The following is a 21,391-nucleotide window of genomic DNA, read 5'->3' as shown; positions in this document are numbered from 1 at the left end:
GGTTCAGGTGGTGCGGGTGTTGCTGGGGGCTACGGGCTTACTGGTTGAAGGTGTCGCTCTTGACGTCGACCCACTTGCCGCCCTCGACCTTGTAGACGGTGAGCTGCTTGTTGGTGGTGTCGCCGTACTCGTCGAAGGCGACCTTGCCGGTCACGCCTTCGAAGGAGACCTTGCCGAGTGCCTCGACGACCTTGGCGCGGGCGTCGGTGGGCAGCTTGCCGCTGTTGGCGGCGGCGACGGCCTTGACGGCCTGGATGACGGCCCAGCCGGCGTCGTAGGAGTAGCCACCGTAGGCGGCGTACGGGTCCTTGTAGCCCTCGGTCTTGTAGTCCTCGATGAACTTCTTGGCGGTGTCCAGCTTCTCGACCGGGTAGCCGATGGAGGTGGCGAGGTCGCCTTCGTTGGCCTCACCGGAGGCGCTGATGAAGGCGGGGTCCTGGATGCCGTCGCCGCCCATGAGGGGGACGTTGGCGCCGGTCTTCTTGATCTGGTCGGCGAGGAGGCCGCCCTCGGGGTACTGGCCGCCGAAGTAGACGGAGTCGGCGCCGGAGGTCTTGACCTTGTCGGCGGTGGAGGAGAAGTCGGTCTCCTTCACGGTGACGTGGTCGGTGCCGGCGATCTCGCCGCCGAGCTTCTTGAACTCGTCGGCGAAGATGGCGGCGAGGCCGGCGCCGTAGGTCTGCTTGTCGTCGACGATGAAGACCTTCTTCTTGCCGGCGTCCTTGAAGAGGTACTGGGCGGCGAACTTGCCCTGGACCACGTCGGTGGCGGCGGTGCGGAAGTAGGTCTTGAAGCCGCGCTTGAACTCGCCCTTGCCCCAGTTGTCGCCCTGGCTGAGGGCGGGGTTGGTGTTGGCGGGGGAGACCTGCGCCAGGTTGGCGGAGTTGAAGACGCCCTGCATCTGCTGGGCGACGCCGGAGTTCAGCGGGCCGACGACGCCGAGGACGTCCTTGTTGCCGACGAGCTTGGTGGCGTTGGCCTGACCGGAGGCGGGGACCGCCTGGTCGTCGAGGGCCTCGACCTTGAACTCGATGCCGGGGACCTCGTTGTTCTTGTTGGCCGTCTTGGCCGCGAGGTCGACGGAGTTCTTGATGCCCTGGCCGAGCGCGGAGAGCGAGCCGGTGAGCGGGGCGTCCACGCCGATGACTACGACGGTCTTCTTGCCGCCGCCGTTGTCCTTGGAGTCTCCGTCGCGCGATCCGCAAGCGGTGAGGGTCAGTGCTCCCGTGGTGATCACGGTGGTGAGGACGAGCAAAGAACGGTGTCGCACGATTCTTCCTTTCCCTGGCGCGGCTCTCTCGTGAGAGGTGCCGTTAGGTCGCCGGGCCGCACTGGGAGGTCCACGGCCGTGCTGATTCGCGCTCTGTGGCGCGGTGACTGGCCGTGACTCTAGGCCCGAGGTGGCGAACACGGGGAGCAGGGAAAGGAGGATGTGACGCTCTTGTTATGCCAAGGCCAAGAATGTGCAGCGGGAGTGTGGACAAATCGGACGTTTTCTCACCTTGGGGGGTGTCCGCATTCTGAGAAATACCTGTTCCCCTAAGGGGCTTGAGGGCTCCATGCACCTGTCTTAGATCATTTTCGGCCGAATGTGGCTGCGCGTGCCCAAAGAAATCCTCCGAGTGGTCTTTCTTAAGGGAAAAGGGGGATTCCGACCCTCATGTGCATAACGCAGAGTGACGGTCAAGAGGGCACTTTCGCAATCGAATGGATCTTGTCCGGGTGGCGGCACGTCCCCCCACCTGCGGTTCGGTCCACGGGGGCATCTGCCCGGAAGCCGGACAGCGCACTCGGGAATGCGGTGACCTCGGTCACGTCGGAGGCCGCCAGTTCTCCGAACTCGCCGTCGCGCCGTCCTCGTCGGCGCAGCGCCGCGCGACGAACCGGTCGATCAGCTCAAGTGCCTTGCCCCGTCCGGAAGTTCGTTCCTCGGCGCGGCCTGCGGCGACGGCGTCCTCGTGGATCGCGTACTGGCCGTTGGACAGACCCTTCTGCTCCCAGTCCAGACCGGACCATGGGGTGCCCATGAGGGTCTCCTTCGCCCAGTAGGACACGAGGCTCGTGCACACCTGTGCGGGCGTGGAGGGGGTGGCGGGAGGGCTCGCGGAATCCGCCGCGGAGGGTGGCGCGGAGGATGAGCATCCGGTCAGGGCGAGCGCCGCGAGAAGGATGTGGGCGGCGTACCGGGCCGTGCGTGGCATGGTCCCCATGGGGGGACGGTAGGCGGTGACCATCGGTGACACAACAGATGTCACCGCGAAGCGTGCGGACTGGCGGATTCCGGGCGGTTGGCGGGTGCGGTGCCGTCCGGGAACGCACACAGGCCCGGAGCCGCCGCCGTGCGGCGGGTCCGGGCCTGTCGGGTGGTGCGGGGGTGCGGCCGGGCGGCCGGCGGCCGGGGATCAGGCTCCCGCGGCGGTCTGGTCGGCGTCGCGCAGCAGGCAGGTCAGGCGGGCGGTGCAGATCCGCTTGTCCTGCTCGTCGGTGATGACGATCTCGAAGGTGGTGGTCGAGCGGCCGCGGTGGACCGGGGTGGCGACGCCGGTGACGATGCCGGAGCGGGCGCCCCGGTGGTGGGTGCAGTTCAGGTCCACGCCGACGGCGATCTTGGTGATGCCGCCGTGCATCATGGCGCCGACCGAGCCGAGGGTCTCGGCCAGTACGGCCGAGGCGCCGCCGTGCAGGAGCCCGTACGGCTGGGTGTTGCCCTCCACGGGCATGGTGCCGACGACGCGGTCGGCCGAGGCCTCCAGGATGCGGATGTCCATCCGCTCGCCCAGGTGTCCCGCCGAGAACAGCGAGGGCAGGTCGATGCCCAGGGCCGTGTACTCGTCGAGCACCTCCTGCGGGAACTTCACTGCGTGCTGCTCGCCCATGGTCAGGCTCCGTTCGTCAACGCTCGTTAACCTTCTTGTCCTGAGGTCGTTCTATCAGGCCGGTTCGAAGCGCACGACGACGGACTTGCTGGCCGGGGTGTTGCTGGTGTCGGCGGTCGAGTCCAGCGGGACCAGCACATTGGTCTCCGGGTAGTACGCGGCCGCGCAGCCGCGGGCCGTCGGGTAGTGCACGACGCGGAAGCCGGGCGCGCGCCGCTCCACGCCGTCCTTCCACTCGCTCACCAGGTCCGTGTACGAGCCGTCGGCCAGGCCCAGCTCGGCGGCGTCGGCCGGGTTCACCATGACGACGCGGCGGCCGCCGGTGATGCCGCGGTAGCGGTCGTCGAGGCCGTAGATCGTGGTGTTGTACTGGTCGTGGCTGCGCAGGGTCTGCAGGAGCAGCCGTCCCGCCGGGACGCGCGGGTACTCCACGGGCGCGGCGGTGAAATTGGCCTTGCCGGTCTTCGTCGGGAAGCGGCGCTCGTCGCGCGGGGCGTGCGGGAGCCGGAAGCCGGCGGGGCGGGCCACGCGGGCGTTGAAGTCCTCGAAGCCGGGGACCACGCGGGAGATGCGCTCGCGGATCGAGGCGTAGTCGCGCTCGAACTCCTCCCACGGGGTGGCGGAGGCCGCGCCGAGGACCGCGCGGGCCATGCGGGCGACGATCGCGGGCTCGGAGAGCAGGTGCGGGGAGGCGGGGGCGAGGTTGCCGCGGGAGGCGTGGACCATGCCCATGGAGTCCTCGACGGTCACGAACTGCTTGCCGCTCGCCTGTACGTCCTTGTCGGTACGGCCGAGGGTGGGCAGGATCAGGGCCCGCCGGCCGGTGACCGCGTGCGAGCGGTTGAGCTTGGTGGAGACGTGCACGGTCAGGGCGGCCCTGCGGATGGCGGCCTCGGTGACCTCGGTGTCGGGGGTGGCGCCGACGAAGTTGCCGCCCATCGCGAAGAGGACCTTGGCCTTGCCGTCGCGCAGGGCCTGGATGGAGCGGACCACGTCGTAGCCGTGCCCGCGCGGCGAGGTGATGCCGAATTCCTTGTCGAGGGCGTCGAGGAAGGCGGGCGCGGGGCGTTCGAAGATCCCCATGGTGCGGTCGCCCTGCACGTTGGAGTGGCCGCGGACGGGGCAGACACCGGCGCCGGGGCGGCCGATGTCGCCGCGCAGCAGGAGGAGGTTGACGACCTCGCGGATGGTGGCGACGGCGTGCTTGTGCTGGGTGAGGCCCATGGCCCAGCAGACGATGGTGCGCTTCGAGGCCAGGACCATGGCCAGCGCCCGCTCGATCTCGGGGCGGGTCAGGCCCGTCGCGGTGAGGGTCTCGTCCCAGTCGGCTTCCTTCGCGGCGGCCGCGAGCTCCTCGTAGCCGTGGGTGTGCTCGCGGATGAAGGCCTCGTCGGTGGCGCCCTCCGTCTCGATGACGAGCTTGTTGAGGAGGCGGAAGAGGGCCTGGTCGCCGCCGATGCGGATCTGCAGGAAGAGGTCGTTGAGGGCGGTGCCCTTGAGCATGCCGACGGGGGTCTGGGGGTTCTTGAACCGCTCCATCCCCGCCTCGGGCAGCGGGTTGACCGAGATGATCTTCGCGCCGGAGGTCTTGGCCTTCTCCAGGGCGGAGAGCATGCGCGGGTGGTTGGTGCCCGGGTTCTGCCCGGCGACGATGATCAGGTCGGCCTGGTGGAGGTCTTCGAGGGAGACGCTGCCCTTGCCGATGCCGATGGTCTCGGTCAGTGCGGAGCCCGAGGACTCGTGGCACATGTTCGAGCAGTCGGGCAGGTTGTTGGTGCCGAACTCGCGGGCGAAGAGCTGGAAGAGGAACGCGGCCTCGTTGCTGGTGCGGCCCGAGGTGTAGAAGAGGGCCTCGTCGGGGGAGCCGAGGGCGGTCAGCTCCTCGGCGATGATCGCGAAGGCCCGCTCCCAGCTGATCGCCTCGTAGCGGTCGGCGCCCTCGGGGAGGTACATCGGCTCGGTGATGCGGCCCTGCTGCCCCAGCCAGTAGCCGGAACGCGTGGCGAGGTCGGCCAGCGGGTGGGCGGCGAAGAAGCCGGGGGTGACCCGGCGCAGCGTGGCCTCCTCCGCGACGGCCTTGGCACCGTTCTCGCAGAATTCGGCCGTGTGCCGCTTGTCGCCCTCGGGCCAGGCGCAGCCGGGGCAGTCGAAGCCGTCCTTCTGATTGACCTTGAGGAGCGTTCGGGCCGTTCGGGCCACACCCATCTGCTGCTGGGCGATCCGCAGGGTGTGCCCGATCGCCGGAAGGCCGGCGGCCGCGTGCTTGGGCGGTGTGACCTGCGGTGCGTCCTGTACCGGATCGCCTGTGGGCGGCTTGGTCGCCATCGCGCTCCCCTTCGAGCGTGCGTACGTATGCAGCACGTATGGCCGCGTCCTTCGATCCTTGCACGGACCACGGAACGAGGGGAGGGCGGTCCGGGGCTCACCGGCACCGGGCGGGTGCGCCGGGGGCGTCCGGTGGGGTGGATGCGCCGGGGGAGGCGACCGGCCGGAATTGTCGGTGGGGGCGCCTAGGATCGGGGGCGTGGCAGATTCATCAGCGAAGAAGACCGACCAGCCGCCCGCAGCGGACCGTCCCCGCCTGATGCTCATGGACGGGCACTCCCTGGCCTACCGGGCGTTCTTCGCGCTGCCCGCGGAGAACTTCACGACCGCGACGGGGCAGCCGACCAACGCCATCTACGGGTTCGCGTCGATGCTGGCGAACACGCTGCGCGACGAGGCCCCCACGCACTTCGCGGTGGCGTTCGACGTCTCCCGCAAGACGTGGCGCTCGACGGAGTTCCCCGAGTACAAGGCGAACCGCTCCAAGACCCCCGACGAGTTCAAGGGGCAGGTCGAGCTGATCGGAGAGCTGCTCGACGCGATGCACGTCCCGCGGTTCGCGGTCGACGGCTTCGAGGCGGACGACGTGATCGCGACGCTCGCGACGCGGGCCGAGGCGGCCGGCTTCGACGTGCTGATCGTCACCGGCGACCGGGACTCCTTCCAGCTCGTCTCCGAGCACACCACCGTGCTCTACCCGACCAAGGGCGTCTCCGAGCTCACCCGGTTCACCCCGGAGAAGGTCGAGGAGAAGTACGGCCTCACCCCGCAGCAGTACCCGGACTTCGCGGCGCTGCGCGGCGACCCGTCCGACAACCTCCCGGGCATCCCGGGCGTCGGCGAGAAGACCGCGGCCAAGTGGATCACCCAGTTCGGGTCGTTCGCGGAGCTCGTGGAGCGTGCCGACGAGGTCAAGGGCAAGGCCGGGCAGAACCTCCGGGACCACCTGGAGGCCGTCAAGCTCAACCGGGTCCTGACCGAGATGGTCAAGGACGTGGAGCTGCCCCGGACCCCGGCCGACCTGGTCCGCGCCCCCTACGACCGGACCGCCATGCTCGGCGTGCTGGACGTGCTGGAGATCCGCAACGCCTCGCTGCGCGAGCGGCTGCTCGCCGTGGACCCGGGCGCGGCCGAGGAGGAGGCGCCGGCCCCGGCGGCCGCCGTGGAGCTGGACGCGTCCGTGCTGGGCAGCGGCGAGCTGGTGCCGTGGCTGGAGAGCCACGCGGGCGGTCCGCTGGGCCTCGCGACCGTCGACAGCTGGGCACTGGGCCAGGGCAACGTCACCGAGATCGCGCTGGCCGCGGCCGGCGGCGCCGCCGCCTGGTTCACGCCCGCCGAGCTGGACGAGGCGGACGAGCGGGCCTTCGCGGCCTGGGCGGCCGACGCGGCGAAGCCCAAGGTCGTGCACAACGCCAAAGGCCTGATGCGGGTCTTTCCCGAGCACGGCTGGACCCTGGCCGGTGTCGCCATGGACACCGCGCTCGCCGCCTACCTGGTCAAGCCCGGCCGGCGGTCCTTCGCCCTGGACGCCCTGTCCATGGAGTACCTGCACCGTGAACTGGCGCCCGCCGCCGCCGACGGCCAGCTGGCCTTCGGCGCCGACGAGACCGCCGAGGCCGAGGCCCTGATGGCACAGGCCCGGGCCGTCCTGGACCTGGGCGACGCCTTCACGGACAAGCTCGCCGAGGTCGGCGCCGCGGAGCTGCTCCACGACATGGAGCTGCCGACGTCCGAGCTCCTCGCCCGGATGGAGCGGTCCGGCATCGCCGCCGACCGCGACCACCTGGAAGCCATGGAGCAGCAGTTCGCCGGAGCTGTGCAGCAGGCCGTGAAGGAGGCGCACGCCGCCGTCGGCCACGAGTTCAACCTCGGCTCGCCCAAGCAGCTGCAGGAGGTCTTCTTCGGCGAGCTGGACCTGCCCAAGACGAAGAAGACCAAGACCGGATACACCACGGACGCGGACGCGCTGGCCTGGCTGGCCGCGCAGACCGACCACGAACTCCCGGTGATCATGCTCCGGCACCGGGAACAGGCCAAGCTGCGCGTCACCGTCGAGGGCCTGGTCAAGACCATCGCCGCCGACGGCCGGGTGCACACCAGCTTCAGCCAGACCGTCGCCGCGACCGGCCGGCTGTCCTCCACCGACCCCAACCTGCAGAACGTGCCGGTGCGCACCGACGAGGGCCGCGCCATCCGCCGCGGCTTCGTCGTCGGCGAGGGCTTCGAGTCCCTCATGACGGCCGACTACAGCCAGATCGAGCTGCGCGTCATGGCCCACCTCTCCGAGGACGAGGGCCTGATCGAGGCCTTCGCGACCGGCGAGGACCTCCACACCACCGTCGCCTCCCAGGTGTTCGGCGTGGAGCGGTCCGCGGTCGATGCCGAGATGCGCCGCAAGATCAAGGCCATGTCGTACGGGCTCGCCTACGGGCTCTCCGCGTTCGGTCTCGCCCAGCAGCTGAACATCGAGCCCGCCGAGGCGCGCGGCCTGATGGAGACCTTCTTCGAGCGGTTCGGCGGGGTCCGGGACTACCTCGGCCGGGTCGTCGACGAGGCCCGCGCCACCGGATACACGGCGACGATCTTCGGCCGCCGCCGGTACCTGCCCGACCTCAACAGCGACAACCGCCAGCGCCGCGAGGCCGCCGAGCGGATGGCGCTCAACGCCCCCATCCAGGGCACCGCCGCCGACATCGTCAAGGTCGCGATGCTGCGGGTGGACAGGGCGATCGCCGAGGCAGGTCTGCGCTCACGGATGCTGCTCCAGGTCCACGACGAAATCGTGCTGGAGATCGCCCCGGGCGAGCGCGAACAGGTCGAGGAGCTGGTGCGTCGCGAGATGGGCGCCGCCGTCGAGCTCCGGGCCGCGCTGGACGTGTCGGTGGGCGTCGGCCCGGACTGGGAGTCCGCCGCGCACTGATCGCCGTACGACGGACCCGGCGCCCGTCTCCCCCGCTCAGGTGGTGGAGACGGGCGTTCGGGTTTCCTCGTCCGCGGGGCGCGCGGTCCGGTCGCGCCGGTGCCGCAGCCGCACGAGGACCCCGTAGAGCAGCAGCGCCACGATCAGTCCGCCGCCCGCGCCGAAACAGATGGTCGGGATGATGTCGAGCGGCGTACGGATCCGGTCGAAGAAGTCGAAGAAGCGGAACACGCGCCTGGTGGCCCCGGCGGCCACGCACACCACGAGCAGGGCGAGCGCACCCCAGAGCTCCGCGCGGGAGAGCACCGGTACGGACGCGGGCGCCGGGAGGGCCGGAAGCCGGCGCAGGGCGGTCACCGTGAACCAGATCAGAGCGCATGCGGCGACGGCCGAAGTGCCGTACTGGAGGTAGGAGTAGCCCGGCAGGCCGTAGACGAGGGGCTCGGCGAGATCGGGCAGCGCGTTCGTGCCCCAGCGGTCGTTGTGCGTGAAGCTGTCCCACCCCACGTGGGTGAGGGACCCGACGGCCGCCGAGACGTAGAACCAGCCGGCGAGCGCGGCCGGCCGGGCACGCTCGCGCCATGCCTCGCCCCGCACGAAGGCGTGCACCCGGCCCTGCCGGCCACGCGGCAGGAGCGCGATGAGCGGCTCGCGCAACAGAAGCCAGAAACCCACCAGGACGGCGGTCAGCACGGCGTCCAGCGTGAAGACGCCCGGCAGCGAGTGCGTGAACGCCCCGTACGCCAGGACGCCCTCGACGATCGCGTCCGTGAAGTAGAAGGTGTCCGGCGCGAACGACCCGAGGACGAGCGCCGAGGCGACGAGGGGGCCCCGCGCACGCCCGGTCCGGCGGATGGCCGGAAGTACGGCGGCCGCGTGGCTGAGAGTGAACGGCATGGCGCCTCTCCTCGGTGTTCCTGTGGACGTTCCTTACTTCGGGCCAATGCTCCCGAAGGGTCCGGACAGTATGCGTGACGTGCCTCGGGACATGGGGATCCGGTGAATTCCCGCCCACCTTGCGTGCTGTGTGCAGAGAGTTGACGTAGGGTCACGCGGACGTCGAGGGGGAGGGGTCCGACTCATGTCGGCTCGCATATTCGGACGCAGGCTGCGCAGGGGAACGACGGCCGCCCTGGTCTCCGCCCTGGTGGTCGCGGCGGTGACCGCGTCCCAGGGCCCGGCGGACGGGAGCACCGACCGGCTCTCCGCCGCCGGGGGGAACGTCGTGCGGCCGCCGCGGGCGGCGGACACGGCCGGCGGCGACTCCGCCTACTTCACCGAACTCCCGCCGCTGGTGAGCCCGCAGCCGCCGGACGTACTGCTGCCGGAGGAGGGCCTGCCGCAGCCCCAGGCGCCGACGGTCCCTGAGGCCGCCACCGCGGTGCAGGCCGTGACCGGGCCCGCGGAAGGGGCCCAGGGGATACCGGCGAGCGTGCTCGCGGCGTACCTGCGCGCGGAGAAGACCGTGGGGCGGAGCGACCCCGGCTGTGGACTGCGCTGGCAACTCCTCGCGGCCATCGGCAAGGTGGAGTCCGGGCAGGCGCGCGGCGGGCAGGTCGATACGGCCGGGACCACACTGCGGCCGATCCGGGGGCCCGTGCTCGACGGCAACGGCTTCGCGAACATCCCGGACACGGACGGCGGGACCTACGACGGGGACTCCCGCTACGACCGGGCGGTCGGGCCCATGCAGTTCATCCCCTCCACATGGGCGGCGTGGGGCCAGGACGCGGACGGCGACGGCCGGCGCAACCCGAACAACGTGCACGACGCGGCCCTGGCGGCCGCCCGGTACCTGTGCGCGGGGACCAGGGACCTGCGGACGGACGCGGACCTGGACCGGGCCGTGCTGTCCTACAACCGGTCCACGGAGTACCTGCGGACGGTGCGGTCCTGGTTCACGTACTACCTGAAGGGCACGCACGAGATCCCGGACCAGGCCGGTACGGGCACACCCCCGAAGCCGAGCCCGGAGCCGAAGCCGACTCCTACGCCGAAGCCGAGTCCGACGCCGGACCCAACGCCCACCCCGACGCCCACCCCGACTCCCGTTCCGAAGCCGACTCCTACGCCGGACCCGAAGCCGACGCCGACTCCCACGCCGACGCCGACTCCCACGCCGACGCCGACGCCGACGCCGACTCCCACGCCCACCCCGACGCCGAGTCCGACGCCGACCGCGAGCACGAGCCCGACGCCGACCGCGAGCACGAGCCCGACCAGTGGCCCGTAGGGCCGAAGGAGTCGGCGGCCGGCCATCCGCCCGCTCGTAGGCGCATGACCGACAGCATCGTGCAGGCGGACCGCGCGGCGGTGGCCACCGCCCGGGCCGGTCGCCGCTGGCGGCCGAAGGCGGTGTCCGAAGGTGTGTATCCGTAGCGCACCGGGATCACGGCCCTCTCCCGCAAGGCGGGTCCGCGATCCACCAGGCCTCCCTGGCGCCCGTTCCGCGGATCACGCCGAACGGTTCTCATCTCGCCTCCCCGTTGCTACGGTGCCCCATCTCTGACGCCTCATCAGATTTCGGAGCCCCGGCATGCGCGCATTCGTCGCCGCCGTCATCGGCCTCGCGGCCGCGCTGGCCCTCGTGTTCGCCATCACGGCGTTCGGGGTGCCCGAAGGCGAGACCTCACCCAAGCCCCTGCTCACCACCGCGCCCCCCGCGCCCGGAAAGTAGAGGAGGGCCCGGCCGTGCGACGCGGAGCGAGCCTTGTCCTGCTGACCCTTGCCGTGTTCTGCGCAGCCCTCGCGCCCCTGCTGCGCTGGTACGCGTACCCCCGCCTCGCCAAGATCCCGCCGAACCAGTACCAGGAGGTGGTCCTGGAGGCGAAGGACGCGACGCTCCTCGACTACACCGGCGGCATGCAGCCCAAGAAGGTGGACAAGGTCACCATCGTCCAGACCCTCAAGGGGAACGTGGAGGCGTCCAGGGAGATAGAGGCGAGCGCGGGCAAGGACGTCGTGGTCTGGGACACGCTCTCCTACATCATCGGCCCGGACGGGAAGATGGTCTCCCAGATCCCCGAGCGCTACATCTTCGACGCGCACACCCAGGATCCGGTCCACGCCACCGGGGAGATGGTCGACGGGGACCCCGTCAAGCGCGAGGGCATCGAGTTCAAGTGGCCCTTCTTCACCGAGCCGCGCGACTACCTGTACTTCGACGCGCAGACCCGCACCTCCTCACCGATCCACTACGTCGGACCGCGCACGTTCAAAGGCATGGACGTCTACTACTTCGAGCAGACCGTCCCCTGGACCAAGGTCGCCATGCCCAAGAAGATGCCGATCGAGGGCATCGACCCGTCGACGATCGAGGCGGCCACCGGCACCACCCTCTGGTACACGGTCAAGGCGAGGTTCTGGGTCGACCCGGTGACCGGCGCGCCGGTCAACGCCGAGCAGGACATCCAGCAGGAGATGCGCGGCGGCATCGCGGCCGGCGGCCCCGACGGCAAGCTCACCGCCTTCGCCGGACACGTCACGATGCGCGAGGACTACTCCGACCACACGGTCGACCTCGTCAAGTCGAACCGTACGAAGGTCCTCGCGCTGCACACCTACGCGCCGGTCGGCCTGGCCGTCGGCGGGCTCGTACTGCTCGGCGTGGCCCTGTGGACGGAGGCCCGCGGCCGTCGCCTACGGGAGGCGGGGGCCGCGGAGGCGGACGCGGTCAGCGCCTGAGCCGGGCGTTGGTGTGCCGGGTGGGCTCGGCGGTGGCCGGGTCCTCCGGCCAGGGGTGCTTGGGATAGCGCCCGCGCAGCTCCGCTCGCACGGCCCGGTAGCCGCCCTGCCAGAAGGACGCGAGGTCGGCGGTGACGGCGGCGGGCCGGCCGGCGGGCGACAACAGGTGCACCAGCACCGGTACGCCCGCCACCCGCGGGGTCTCGGCCAGCCCGAACAGCTCCTGCAGCTTCACCGCGAGCACCGGCCGGCCGTGCTCGGCCGAGTAGTCCACCCGGATCCGGGACCCGCTGGGCACCTCCAGGCGTTCCGGAGCCAGCTCGTCCAGCCGGGCGGCCTCCCCGGTGGCCCACGGCAGCAGTCGGTTCAGGGCCTGCCCGGCGTCGATCCGCCCGAGGTCGGCGCGGCGCCGGGCCCGGGACAGCTCGGGCTCCAGCCAGTCGTCGGCGCGCTCCAGCAGCGCCCGGTCGTCGCCCACGTCGGGCCAGGCTCCGCCGAGCGTGCGGTGCAGGAACCCGAGGCGGGCCCGGAGCGCGAGCGCGTCCGGGGACCAGCGCAGCAGGCCGAGCCCCTCGGCGCGCAGCCCGTCGAGCAGGGCGGCCCGTACGAGCGCGGGGTCGGGGCCGCGCAGCGGACGTACGGACAGTTCGATGGCCCCGAGGCGCTCGGCGGCACGGGCGACGAGGTCACCGTCCTCCCAGCGGACCTCCTCCCCCGCGGTGAGCAGGTGCGCGGCGGCGGCGCGGGCGGTGTCCTCGTCGACGACGGCGCCGAGCCGGACCCGGGCGGACGCGGAATGCGGGGGCCTGTCGGCGACGGCGACGGCCAGCCAGGGCGCGCTGCGCAGCCGCGAGCCGTCGCCGAGCTCGGCCGCGGTGCCGTTGGCCATCAGGAAGGCTCCCGAGCCCTTGGACCGGGCGACCCGCTCGGGGAAGGCGAGGGCCGCGATCAACCCGGCGGCTCCGTCGTCGGAGGCGGCGCCGCCGCGAGGAACGGCCTCGCCGGCGTTCGAGGCGGTCCAGGGCGGAGCCCCGGTTCCGGAAAGGGACGCGGTGGGGGAGAGCCCCACGGGGGCGCGTACGGCACGCTCCAGGCGGCGGGCCTCCGCGCGCCAGCGGGCCGCGTAGCCGTCGCCGCCCGCGCGCGCCTGCCGCCACGCGCCGGCGAGGTCGTCCCCGTACTCCCGCGGCGGCTCCTCGCTGATCAGGGCCACCACCTCCGCGGCCCGCCGGGAACCGAGCGCGGCCGAACCGTCCAGCAGGGCCCGCGCCAGCCGCGGGTGCAGCCCGAGCCGGGCCATCCGCTGCCCGCGCGCGGTGACCGCACCGGCCGGGTCCGCCGCGCCCACGGCCACCAGTACCTCGCGCGCCGCCGCCATGGCCCCGGCCGGAGGCGGGTCCAGCAGGGCCAGGCCGGCCGCGTCCGGGTCGCCCCAGCACGCCGCCTGCAGGGCGAACTGCGCCAGGTCGGCGATGCGGATCTCCGGTGAGGGGAGCGAGGCCAGGCGGCCGTCCTCCACCTCGGCCCAGCAGCGGTACACCGCGCCCGGCGCCTCGCGTCCGGCCCGGCCCGCCCGCTGCCGTCCGGCCGCGCGGGACGCCCGTACGGTCGCCAGCGAGCCCAGCCCCCGCGCGTGGTCCACCCGCGGTTCGCGGGCCAGCCCGGAGTCCACCACCACGCGCACCCCGGGGACGGTGAGGCTCGACTCGGCCACGGCGGTGGACAGGATCACCCTGCGGTGATCGGCGGCGGAGAGCACCGCGTCCTGGACGGCCGCCGGGGCCCGGCCGTGGATCTGGAGCACTTCCGCGTCCACCCCGCCCAGCTGCCCGGCGACCCGGGCGATCTCACCGACGCCGGGCAGGAAGCACAGGACGTCCCCATCGCGTTCCGCGAGTGCCCGCCGCACCACCGAGGCCACGTGCGTCAGCTGCGCCGGATCCACCCGCATCCCGTGCGGGGGCCGCACCGGCCGGGCCGGCGGGGCCCAGACCGTCTCCACGGGGTACGAGACCCCCGCGGCCTCCACCACCGGCGCGCCGCCGAGGCCGCCCCGGCCGCCCCGGCCGAGAAGCCGAGCCCAGCCGGCGGAGTCCGTCGTCGCCGAGGCCGCCACCAGCTTCAGCTCCGGGCGCAGGGTCTCCCGTACGTCGAGGAGGAAGGCCGCGACCGTGTCGGCGTCCAGGTGCCGCTCGTGGCACTCGTCCAGGATCACCACGTCCACGCCGGTCAGCTCCTGGTCGCGCTGGAGGCGCTGGAGCAGTACTCCGGTGGTCACCACCTCGACGACGGTGTCCGGGCCGACCATCCGCTCCCCGCGCACGGTGAAGCCCACCGCCCCGCCGGCCTGCTCGCCCAGCAGCCAGGCCATCCGGCGGGCCGCGGCCCGGGCGGCGATCCGCCGGGGCTCGGCGACGACCACCCGGCGCCGCGGTCCGCCGCCCACCAGCCCGGCGAGGACCAGCGGCACCAGCGTGGTCTTGCCGGTGCCGGGCGGGGCGCAGAGCACCGCCGTGCCGTGGTCGTCCAGCGCCGAGACGAGGGCGGGCACGGCCTCCCGTACGGGCAGGGCGTCGAGGGCGGCGGTACGGATCACGTCAGTCGCGCTCGCAGACGAAGATCGCGGTGCCCGGGATCAGGTTGCCGCGCAGTGGGGACCAGCCGCCCCACTCCTGGCTGTTCCACTCCGGCCACTCCGGTTCGACCAGGTCGAGCAGGCGGAAGCCGCCCGCCACCACGTCGCGCACCCGGTCGCCGATCGTGCGGTGGTGCTCCACATATACGGCGCGGCCCCGCTCGTCCTGTTCCACGTACGGGGTGCGGTCGAAGTAGGAGGCGGCGACGGACAGCCCCGCGGGGCCGGGCTCGTCGGGGAAGGCCCAGCGCACGGGGTGGGTCACGGAGAAGACCCAGCGGCCGCCGGGGCGCAGTACGCGGTGCACCTCGCGCATGACGTTGACGGGGTCGGCGACGAAGGGGACGGCGCCGTAGGCCGAGCAGGCCAGGTCGAAGGAACCGGCGCGGAAGGGCAGCCGTCCGGCGTCGGCCTCGACCAGCGGGAGGTCGTCGCCGATGCGCAGGGCGTGCTGGAGCTGGCGGTGGGAGAGGTCGAGGGCGACCGGGCGGGCGCCCTGGGCGGCCAGCCAGCGCGAGCACTGGGCGGCGCCGGCGCCGATCTCCAGGATGTCCTTGTCCCTGAGGGAGGCGGCGGGGCCGAGGAGGGCCGCCTCCGCCTCGTCCAGCCCCTCGGGTCCCCAGACGAAACGGTCGTCGCCGAGGAAGGCGCCGTGGTCGCTCTGGTACTCGTCGGCGTTGCGGTCCCACCAGCTGCGGCTCGCCCGGCTGCTCTCCGCTTCTCCCGCGTCACGCCGTGTGGCCGCGGCGTCCTCCCCGGATACCGGATCGGCTTCGTACCCTTCTTCGGAGGCGTAGTCCTCTTGGTTCATGGGGCCCGTCGTCGTAGTCTGCGAGTGTCTTCTGCATGGGGCAGGGAGTGCCGGTAAGGGCTCCCCGCCCATGAATTGTGCCGGTTGTGCGGTGATCCGCCCGGGGTGTGCGCCTTCGCGCATTGACCCTGTCCGGCTGCCCCCGTATGCTACAAGTTGCGCTGCGAGCCTGTGCTCCTCAGACCTAGCAGGCTGCGCTTGTATTTGTTGAGGTCCCCTCGGTTTTCGAGGCCCCTCCGCATCTGCGGAACGGGGGTCTCCTTGGCTGTCCGGCTTCGGCAGATGCCGATAAGGGCTCCCGGCGTAGCAGTACCTACGACTTTCTGTCCGTAACCGGAGCCCTTTCCCACATGACGAGCAGCACCGAGACCACCGCCACCACTCCGCAGGTTGCGGTCAACGACATCGGCGACGCGGACGCGTTCCTCGCGGCGATCGACGAGACGATCAAGTACTTCAACGATGGCGACATCGTCGACGGCGTCATCGTCAAGGTTGACCGGGACGAGGTTCTCCTCGACATCGGTTACAAGACCGAAGGTGTCATCCCGAGCCGCGAGCTCTCGATCAAGCACGACGTCGACCCGAACGAGGTCGTCAAGGTCGGCGACGAGATCGAGGCCCTGGTTCTCCAGAAGGAGGACAAGGAAGGCCGCCTGATCCTCTCGAAGAAGCGCGCTCAGTACGAGCGTGCCTGGGGCACCATCGAGAAGATCAAGGAAGAAGACGGCATCGTCACCGGTACCGTCATCGAGGTCGTCAAGGGTGGTCTCATCCTCGACATCGGCCTCCGCGGCTTCCTGCCGGCCTCTCTCGTCGAGATGCGTCGCGTCCGCGACCTCCAGCCCTACGTGGGCAAGGAGCTCGAGGCGAAGATCATCGAGCTGGACAAGAACCGCAACAACGTGGTCCTGTCCCGCCGCGCCTGGCTCGAGCAGACCCAGTCCGAGGTTCGCCAGACGTTCCTCACCACCCTGCAGAAGGGTCAGGTCCGCTCCGGCGTCGTCTCCTCGATCGTCAACTTCGGTGCCTTCGTGGACCTGGGTGGCGTCGACGGTCTCGTCCACGTCTCCGAGCTGTCCTGGAAGCACATCGACCACCCGTCCGAGGTTGTCGAGGTCGGCCAGGAGGTCACCGTCGAGGTTCTCGACGTGGACATGGACCGCGAGCGTGTCTCCCTGTCGCTGAAGGCGACGCAGGAGGACCCGTGGCAGCAGTTCGCCCGGACCCACCAGATCGGTCAGGTCGTCCCGGGTAAGGTCACCAAGCTGGTTCCGTTCGGTGCGTTCGTCCGCGTGGACGAGGGCATCGAGGGTCTGGTCCACATCTCCGAGCTGGCCGAGCGCCACGTGGAGATCCCGGAGCAGGTCGTCCAGGTCAACGACGAGATCTTCGTCAAGGTCATCGACATCGACCTTGAGCGTCGCCGGATCTCGCTGTCGCTGAAGCAGGCCAACGAGTCCTTCGGTGCCGACCCGGCGTCGGTCGAGTTCGACCCGACCCTGTACGGCATGGCCGCGTCTTACGACGACCAGGGCAACTACATCTACCCCGAGGGCTTCGACCCCGAGACCAACGACTGGCTCGAGGGCTTCGACAAGCAGCGCGAGGCCTGGGAGACCCAGTACGCCGAGGCGCAGCAGCGCTTCGAGCAGCACCAGGCTCAGGTCATCAAGAGCCGCGAGGCCGACGAGGCCGCTGCCGCCGAGGGCGCTGCCGCCCCGGCCGCCGGTGGCAACGCCGGTGGCGCGGGCATCTCGGGTGGTTCGTACTCCTCGGAGTCGGACGAGACCTCTGGCGCCCTGGCGTCGGACGAGGCCCTGGCCGCGCTCCGCGAGAAGCTGGCCGGCGGCCAGAGCTGATCGCAGCGCGCATCACACTCCGGTGTGAGCCGAGCTGAATCGCGTGGAACGGTAAGGCCCGTCCCCTTCGGGGGGCGGGCCTTACCGCGTTCTCCCGTCCGGTCTTCCCCTCGTGATCCGTTGTGTTCCGGTGAATGCGGCCAACTGGGGAATGGCCGGGCCGCCTTGGACGTTCTTGGCTGGGAACGAGGCGAGGAGGAGTGGTGACGGTGCTTGATCCACAGGGTTTGTACGAATGGGATGCCAAGGGCCTGGCGGTGGCCGACCTGGCGGTCGCCCAGGACTCGGCCGGGCTGGTCATGCTGTACCACTTCGAGGGGTACATCGACGCGGGTGAAGCCGGCGAGCAGATCGTCGAGCGGCTCCTGGACACCTTGCCCCACCAAGTGGTCGCCCGCTTCGACGCGGACCGGCTGGTGGACTACCGGGCCAGGCGCCCGCTGCTGACCTTCCAGCGCGACCGCTGGACGGAGTTCGAGGAGCCCCGGCTGGAGGTCCGGCTCGTCCAGGACGCCACCGGAGCGCCGTTCCTGCTGCTGTCCGGCCCGGAACCGGACGTGGAGTGGGAGCGCTTCTCCGTCGCCGTCCGGCAGATCGTCGAGCGCCTCGGCGTCCGGCTCTCGGTCAACTTCCACGGCATCCCGATGGGCGTCCCGCACACCCGTCCCGTCGGCATCACCCCGCACGGCAACCGCACCGACCTCATGCCGGGCCACCGCAGCCCCTTCGACGAGGCCCAGGTGCCGGGCAGCGCGGAGTCCCTCGTGGAGTTCCGCCTGGCTCAGGCCGGGCACGACGTGCTGGGTGTCGCCGCGCACGTACCGCACTACGTCGCGCGCTCCGCGTACCCGGACGCCGCGCTGACGGTGCTGGAGGCGATCACGGCGGCGACGGGGCTGGTCCTGCCGGCCGTGGCGCACGCCCTGCGCACCGAGGCGCACCGCACGCAGACGGAGATCGACCGGCAGATCCGGGAGGGCGACGAGGAGCTGGTGAGCCTGGTGCAGGGGCTGGAGCACCAGTACGACGCGGCCGCCGGGGCCGAGACCCGCGGCAACATGATCGCCGAGCCGGCGGAGCTGCCGTCGGCGGACGAGATCGGCCGCGAGTTCGAGCGGTTCCTGGCGGAACGCGAGGGCGAGAACTGACGTACGGGCGGGGCCCCCTATGCTGCGGGGCATGCTGAAAGTAGGCCTGACGGGCGGAATCGGTGCCGGCAAGAGCGAGGTCTCGCGACTGCTGGCGGGGTACGGGGCGATCGTCGTCGACGCCGATCGGATCGCGCGCGAGGTCGTGGAGCCCGGTACGCCGGGGCTCGCGGCCGTCGTGGAGGCCTTCGGGGAGTCGGTGCTGACCGCGGAGGGGACGCTGGACCGGCCGAGGCTGGGATCCATCGTGTTCGCGGACCCGGCGAAGCTCCGGACGCTGAACTCGATCGTGCACCCCCTGGTGGGGGCCCGGTCGGCGGAGCTGGAAGCCGCCGCGGGGGCCGATGCGATCGTGGTGCACGACGTACCGCTGCTCGCGGAGAACGGCCTGGCGCCGCTCTACGACCTGGTCGTCGTGGTGGACGCGACCCCCGAGACGCAGCTGACGCGGCTGACCGCGCTGCGCGGGATGGCCGAGGAGGAGGCGCGGGCCCGGATGGCCGCGCAGGCCACGCGGGAGCAGCGGCTCGCCGTGGCGACCCTTGTGATCGACAACGACGGGCCGCTGGAGGCGCTGGCACCCCAGGTGCGCACGGTGTGGGACGAGCTCACGGCGCGGGCGAAGGGCGGGTCCGCCTGACGGGCGCGGCTGACGGGTCGGCCCGACGGGTCCGGCTGAGGTGTCTGTCCGACGGGTCCGGCTGACGGGACCCGGCTGACGTGTGCATGGAATAGCGGGTGGGGCAGGGGCGTTGAACGCGCCTGGAGAGGGAAGGATTTCGAACGTGTCCGAGACCGCGCGCCCCACACCGTCCAGCCCGGAAACCCACGTCATCGACTACCGGGCCGCCGAGCAGCTGCTCGCCGCCCGGGACCCGCGCGGCGCGGTCAAGCTGCTCGACTCGGTCATAGCCGCCCACCCGGAGAACACGGCGGCACGGCTGCTGCGCGCCCGGGCCTTCTTCGCGGCAGCGCAACTACGACCGGCCGAGTTGGAGTTCGAACTGGTGCTGGAGCGGGAGCCGGACAACGCCTTCGCGCACTTCGCGCTGGCCCGTACGTTCGAGCGCTCAGGCCGGCCCGAGCAGGCGCGCAAGCACTTCCGCCTCGCAGCGGCCCTCGACCCGCAGCCCGAGTACCTGGCGGCGGCCCGCTTCGAGGGCCCGGCCGCAGAGGGCCAGGCCGGAGCCGGCCCCGCCTGACTCACCGGCTGTGTGGCGGCTCGTACGGCGGGATGTCCCGACCGGGCTGGTAGTGCGGCCCCTGGCGGATGTGGCGCACGATCATGAGCAGGTCCACGGCCACGACCGCCGCCAGCGCCCCGCAGGCGGCCGCCCACCCGGGACGGCCCGCCAGCGCGAACAGGACCGTGCCGGCGGCAGCCCAGACCAGCCCCCAGACACCCAGCCAGAACCGCAGCCGCAGTGGACTGCGCGCGGTCACCGGCTCATTCCCGGAACGCATGGCCATCGCCTCTCATGTCCATGGTCCCACTCCTCCTGGTCAGGGGTTGAGCTTGTTCACGGCCCGGGTGGTCGTCTTCTTGAAGTCGGCGACCGGGGCGTGGGACAGGTCGCCCATCTCCCCCCACTGCACGACGGTCACGGTGGAGCCGTCGCGCCCGATGCCGTACAGGTGCACGCCGGGCTCGGAGTCGGGGATCGAGGTGTGGACCCCGTAGACGTGCGCGCCCTCCTCGACCGGGAGTGTGCCGTAGTCCTGCCAGGAGGCGGTCCCGCCCGGGGTCGTGCGCAGCCAGTCGGCCGCGCAGGCGGCGACCTTGCGCTCCAGGACGCCGGCGAGCCCGGCCGCCGCGGAGGGCGAGGCGGAGCGTACGGAGACCTGCACGGCGCCGGTGTCGTATTCCGTGCCGAAGACGCGGTGCCAGCTGCCGGCGGCCGGAAGCACGCCCTCCAGGCAGAACGGCGCGGACTCGGGCAGACCCTTGGTGACCGCGCCGGCGTACCAGGGCGAGGTGGGGTGAGGCGGAAGATCGGTGCCGGCCAGGAAGCCGGGCGCGGTGGCGGCCGCGGCGGGGGTGGAGGCGGTCAGGACGAGCGCGGCCGCCGCCGCGACGAGGGCGGTGGTGAGCGTGGAGGCGGTGCCGGAACGACGGAACATGGTCGGTTCTCCCCGTGAGTGCTGTGGTGGTGGGTGCCTGACGAGCCTGTTCCCCGGACGGCGTGGCGGGCGACGGATCGCGGCGAATCCGGGACGCTGGAACGGCCGTACGGACCGTCACCTGGGGGAACACCTCATGCATGGAACGCGGTCGCGGGACGCGGAACGGGGGAGAGCGTGAGCGAGGCCGAGAATTTCGCACGGTTGCTGCGGGAGCTGAAGGAGCGTGCCGGGCTCAGTTACGGCGCCTTGGCGCGCCGGTTGCACACGAGTACGTCGACGCTGCACCGGTACTGCAACGGGGAGGCGCTGCCGGCGGAGTTCGCGGTGGTGGACCGCTTCGCCCGGGCCTGCGGGGCGACGCAGGGGCAGGCGGTGGACCTGCACCGGGCGTGGCTGCTGGCGGACGCGCGGCGGCGTGCCGGAGCCGCGGCGGAGCCGGTGCCTGTGGCCGGGCCTGGGCCGGATCCGGTGGCCGCGCCTGGGCCGGAGCCTGCGGCCGCGCCTGAGCCTGAGCCTGAGCCTGAGCGGACTGTGGTGGTGGCGCCGGAGCCCGAGCCCGAGCCCGAGCCGGAGCCGGTGGCCCGGACGGCCTGGTACCGGCGGCGGGCGGCCGTGGTCGCCGCCGCGGGCGTGAGCGCCGGGGCGGTGGCCGTGGCGCTGCTGGCGGCGGCCGGGCCCGAGCGGGGCGCGCCGCACACGGGCGGACGTACGGGTACGAGAGCGAGCGCCGGTACGAGCGCGCCGGTGTCCGCGGGACCGGGGTCCGCCTCGGCACCGGCGGCGGGCGCACCGGAACCGACGCCGCCGGCCGGGTCGACGCCGCCGGCCGGGTCGGCGTGGCCGGCGCCCGGCAGGACCTCCGCGTCACCGTCGGCGTCGGCCCCGGGCCGGGCTCCGGTCGTGCCCCTGAAGGCGGCGGTCCGGTCGCACGTGTGGAGCGCGGGCTGCGACCACGCCTACCTGAGCGAGCGCGGTCCCGGATCGGTGCCCCCGCCGCCCGTGGAGG

At 72.0% G+C, this 21,391-nt stretch carries 18 protein-coding genes; 9 read left to right on the top strand and 9 right to left on the bottom strand.

The genetic code is table 11. The features are described 5' to 3' along the window. Positions 1-37: 37 nt before the first annotated feature. The 4 genes from ACWGIU_RS05080 to ACWGIU_RS05065 form a co-directional block, all read right to left on the bottom strand. Positions 38-1,270 carry a branched-chain amino acid ABC transporter substrate-binding protein gene (locus tag ACWGIU_RS05080; RefSeq protein WP_453702532.1) on the bottom strand — a complete coding sequence of 411 codons (1,233 nt, stop codon included), beginning with the start codon at positions 1,268-1,270 and terminating at the stop codon, positions 38-40. Between the two features lie 541 nt (positions 1,271-1,811). Further along, the gene (locus ACWGIU_RS05075; RefSeq protein ID WP_453702530.1) at positions 1,812-2,210 is read right to left on the bottom strand and encodes a hypothetical protein; all 399 of its coding nucleotides are present in this window, start codon (positions 2,208-2,210) and stop codon (positions 1,812-1,814) included. A 192-nt stretch (positions 2,211-2,402) separates the two neighbouring features. Further along, complete coding sequence (locus ACWGIU_RS05070) at positions 2,403-2,876, bottom strand: PaaI family thioesterase (protein ID WP_453702528.1); 474 nt, start codon at positions 2,874-2,876, stop codon at positions 2,403-2,405. Positions 2,877-2,930: 54 nt separating this feature from the next. Next, positions 2,931-5,201, bottom strand: a complete 2,271-nt coding sequence (locus tag ACWGIU_RS05065; RefSeq protein ID WP_453702526.1) for an FdhF/YdeP family oxidoreductase — start codon at positions 5,199-5,201, stop codon at positions 2,931-2,933. A gap of 265 nt (positions 5,202-5,466) precedes the next feature. On the opposite strand from ACWGIU_RS05065, the gene polA reads away from it, so the two are divergent. Then, complete coding sequence (gene polA / locus ACWGIU_RS05060) at positions 5,467-8,121, top strand: DNA polymerase I (protein ID WP_453702534.1); 2,655 nt, start codon at positions 5,467-5,469, stop codon at positions 8,119-8,121. 36 nt (positions 8,122-8,157) lie between these two features. Here the strand turns inward: polA and ACWGIU_RS05055 are convergent, their stop codons facing one another. After that, positions 8,158-9,018, bottom strand: a complete 861-nt coding sequence (locus ACWGIU_RS05055; RefSeq protein WP_453702524.1) for a DUF4184 family protein — start codon at positions 9,016-9,018, stop codon at positions 8,158-8,160. Between the two features lie 184 nt (positions 9,019-9,202). Here ACWGIU_RS05055 and ACWGIU_RS05050 point away from each other — a divergent pair, with 184 nt between their 5' ends. The 3 genes from ACWGIU_RS05050 (at position 9,203) to ACWGIU_RS05040 (ending at position 11,805) form a co-directional block, all read left to right on the top strand. After that, positions 9,203-10,354 carry a lytic transglycosylase domain-containing protein gene (locus ACWGIU_RS05050; RefSeq protein WP_453702522.1) on the top strand — a complete coding sequence of 384 codons (1,152 nt, stop codon included), beginning with the start codon at positions 9,203-9,205 and terminating at the stop codon, positions 10,352-10,354. Between the two features lie 303 nt (positions 10,355-10,657). After that, positions 10,658-10,798, top strand: a complete 141-nt coding sequence (locus ACWGIU_RS05045) for an SPW_0924 family protein (RefSeq protein WP_106971437.1) — start codon at positions 10,658-10,660, stop codon at positions 10,796-10,798. Between the two features lie 14 nt (positions 10,799-10,812). Then, a complete protein-coding gene (locus tag ACWGIU_RS05040; RefSeq protein WP_453702520.1) occupies positions 10,813-11,805 on the top strand; it encodes a DUF3068 domain-containing protein in 993 nt (330 codons plus the stop codon). Here ACWGIU_RS05040 and hrpB read toward each other — a convergent pair. Together hrpB and ACWGIU_RS05030 are read right to left on the bottom strand one after the other, a co-directional pair. Next, positions 11,795-14,401 (bottom strand): ATP-dependent helicase HrpB, encoded by a 2,607-nt coding sequence (gene hrpB, locus ACWGIU_RS05035; protein WP_453702518.1) that lies wholly within the window; start codon positions 14,399-14,401, stop codon positions 11,795-11,797. The genes ACWGIU_RS05040 and hrpB overlap by 11 nt on opposite strands. Before the next feature lies 1 nt (position 14,402). Further along, positions 14,403-15,251 carry a class I SAM-dependent methyltransferase gene (locus ACWGIU_RS05030; protein ID WP_453702516.1) on the bottom strand — a complete coding sequence of 283 codons (849 nt, stop codon included), beginning with the start codon at positions 15,249-15,251 and terminating at the stop codon, positions 14,403-14,405. A 350-nt stretch (positions 15,252-15,601) separates the two neighbouring features. On the opposite strand from ACWGIU_RS05030, the gene rpsA reads away from it, so the two are divergent. The 4 genes from rpsA (at position 15,602) to ACWGIU_RS05010 (ending at position 19,463) form a co-directional block, all read left to right on the top strand. After that, a complete protein-coding gene (gene rpsA, locus ACWGIU_RS05025; RefSeq protein ID WP_453702514.1) occupies positions 15,602-17,113 on the top strand; it encodes a 30S ribosomal protein S1 in 1,512 nt (503 codons plus the stop codon). 209 nt (positions 17,114-17,322) lie between these two features. Further along, positions 17,323-18,261: a PAC2 family protein gene (locus ACWGIU_RS05020; RefSeq protein ID WP_030010960.1), complete on the top strand. Its 939-nt coding sequence runs from the start codon at positions 17,323-17,325 to the stop codon at positions 18,259-18,261. Between the two features lie 31 nt (positions 18,262-18,292). Further along, positions 18,293-18,901: a dephospho-CoA kinase gene (gene coaE / locus ACWGIU_RS05015; protein WP_453702512.1), complete on the top strand. Its 609-nt coding sequence runs from the start codon at positions 18,293-18,295 to the stop codon at positions 18,899-18,901. Positions 18,902-19,046: 145 nt separating this feature from the next. Beyond that, the gene (locus tag ACWGIU_RS05010; RefSeq protein WP_453702510.1) at positions 19,047-19,463 is read left to right on the top strand and encodes a tetratricopeptide repeat protein; all 417 of its coding nucleotides are present in this window, start codon (positions 19,047-19,049) and stop codon (positions 19,461-19,463) included. Between the two features lies 1 nt (position 19,464). Here ACWGIU_RS05010 and ACWGIU_RS05005 read toward each other — a convergent pair whose 3' ends face one another. Next, positions 19,465-19,725, bottom strand: coding sequence for a DUF6343 family protein (locus ACWGIU_RS05005; protein ID WP_453702508.1), 261 nt, complete (start codon positions 19,723-19,725; stop codon positions 19,465-19,467). A 39-nt stretch (positions 19,726-19,764) separates the two neighbouring features. Beyond that, entirely contained in the window at positions 19,765-20,382 is a 618-nt protein-coding gene (locus tag ACWGIU_RS05000; RefSeq protein ID WP_453702506.1) for a hypothetical protein, read from the bottom strand. Positions 20,383-20,559: 177 nt separating this feature from the next. Here ACWGIU_RS05000 and ACWGIU_RS04995 point away from each other — a divergent pair. Continuing rightward, a partial coding sequence (locus ACWGIU_RS04995; protein WP_453702504.1) for a helix-turn-helix domain-containing protein occupies positions 20,560-21,391 on the top strand: 832 nt, incomplete at its 3' end.

Source organism: Streptomyces sp. NPDC054840, assembly GCF_053611065.1.
Note: the sequence above shows the minus strand (reverse complement) of the source record. Positions and strands in the feature narration are given on the sequence as shown.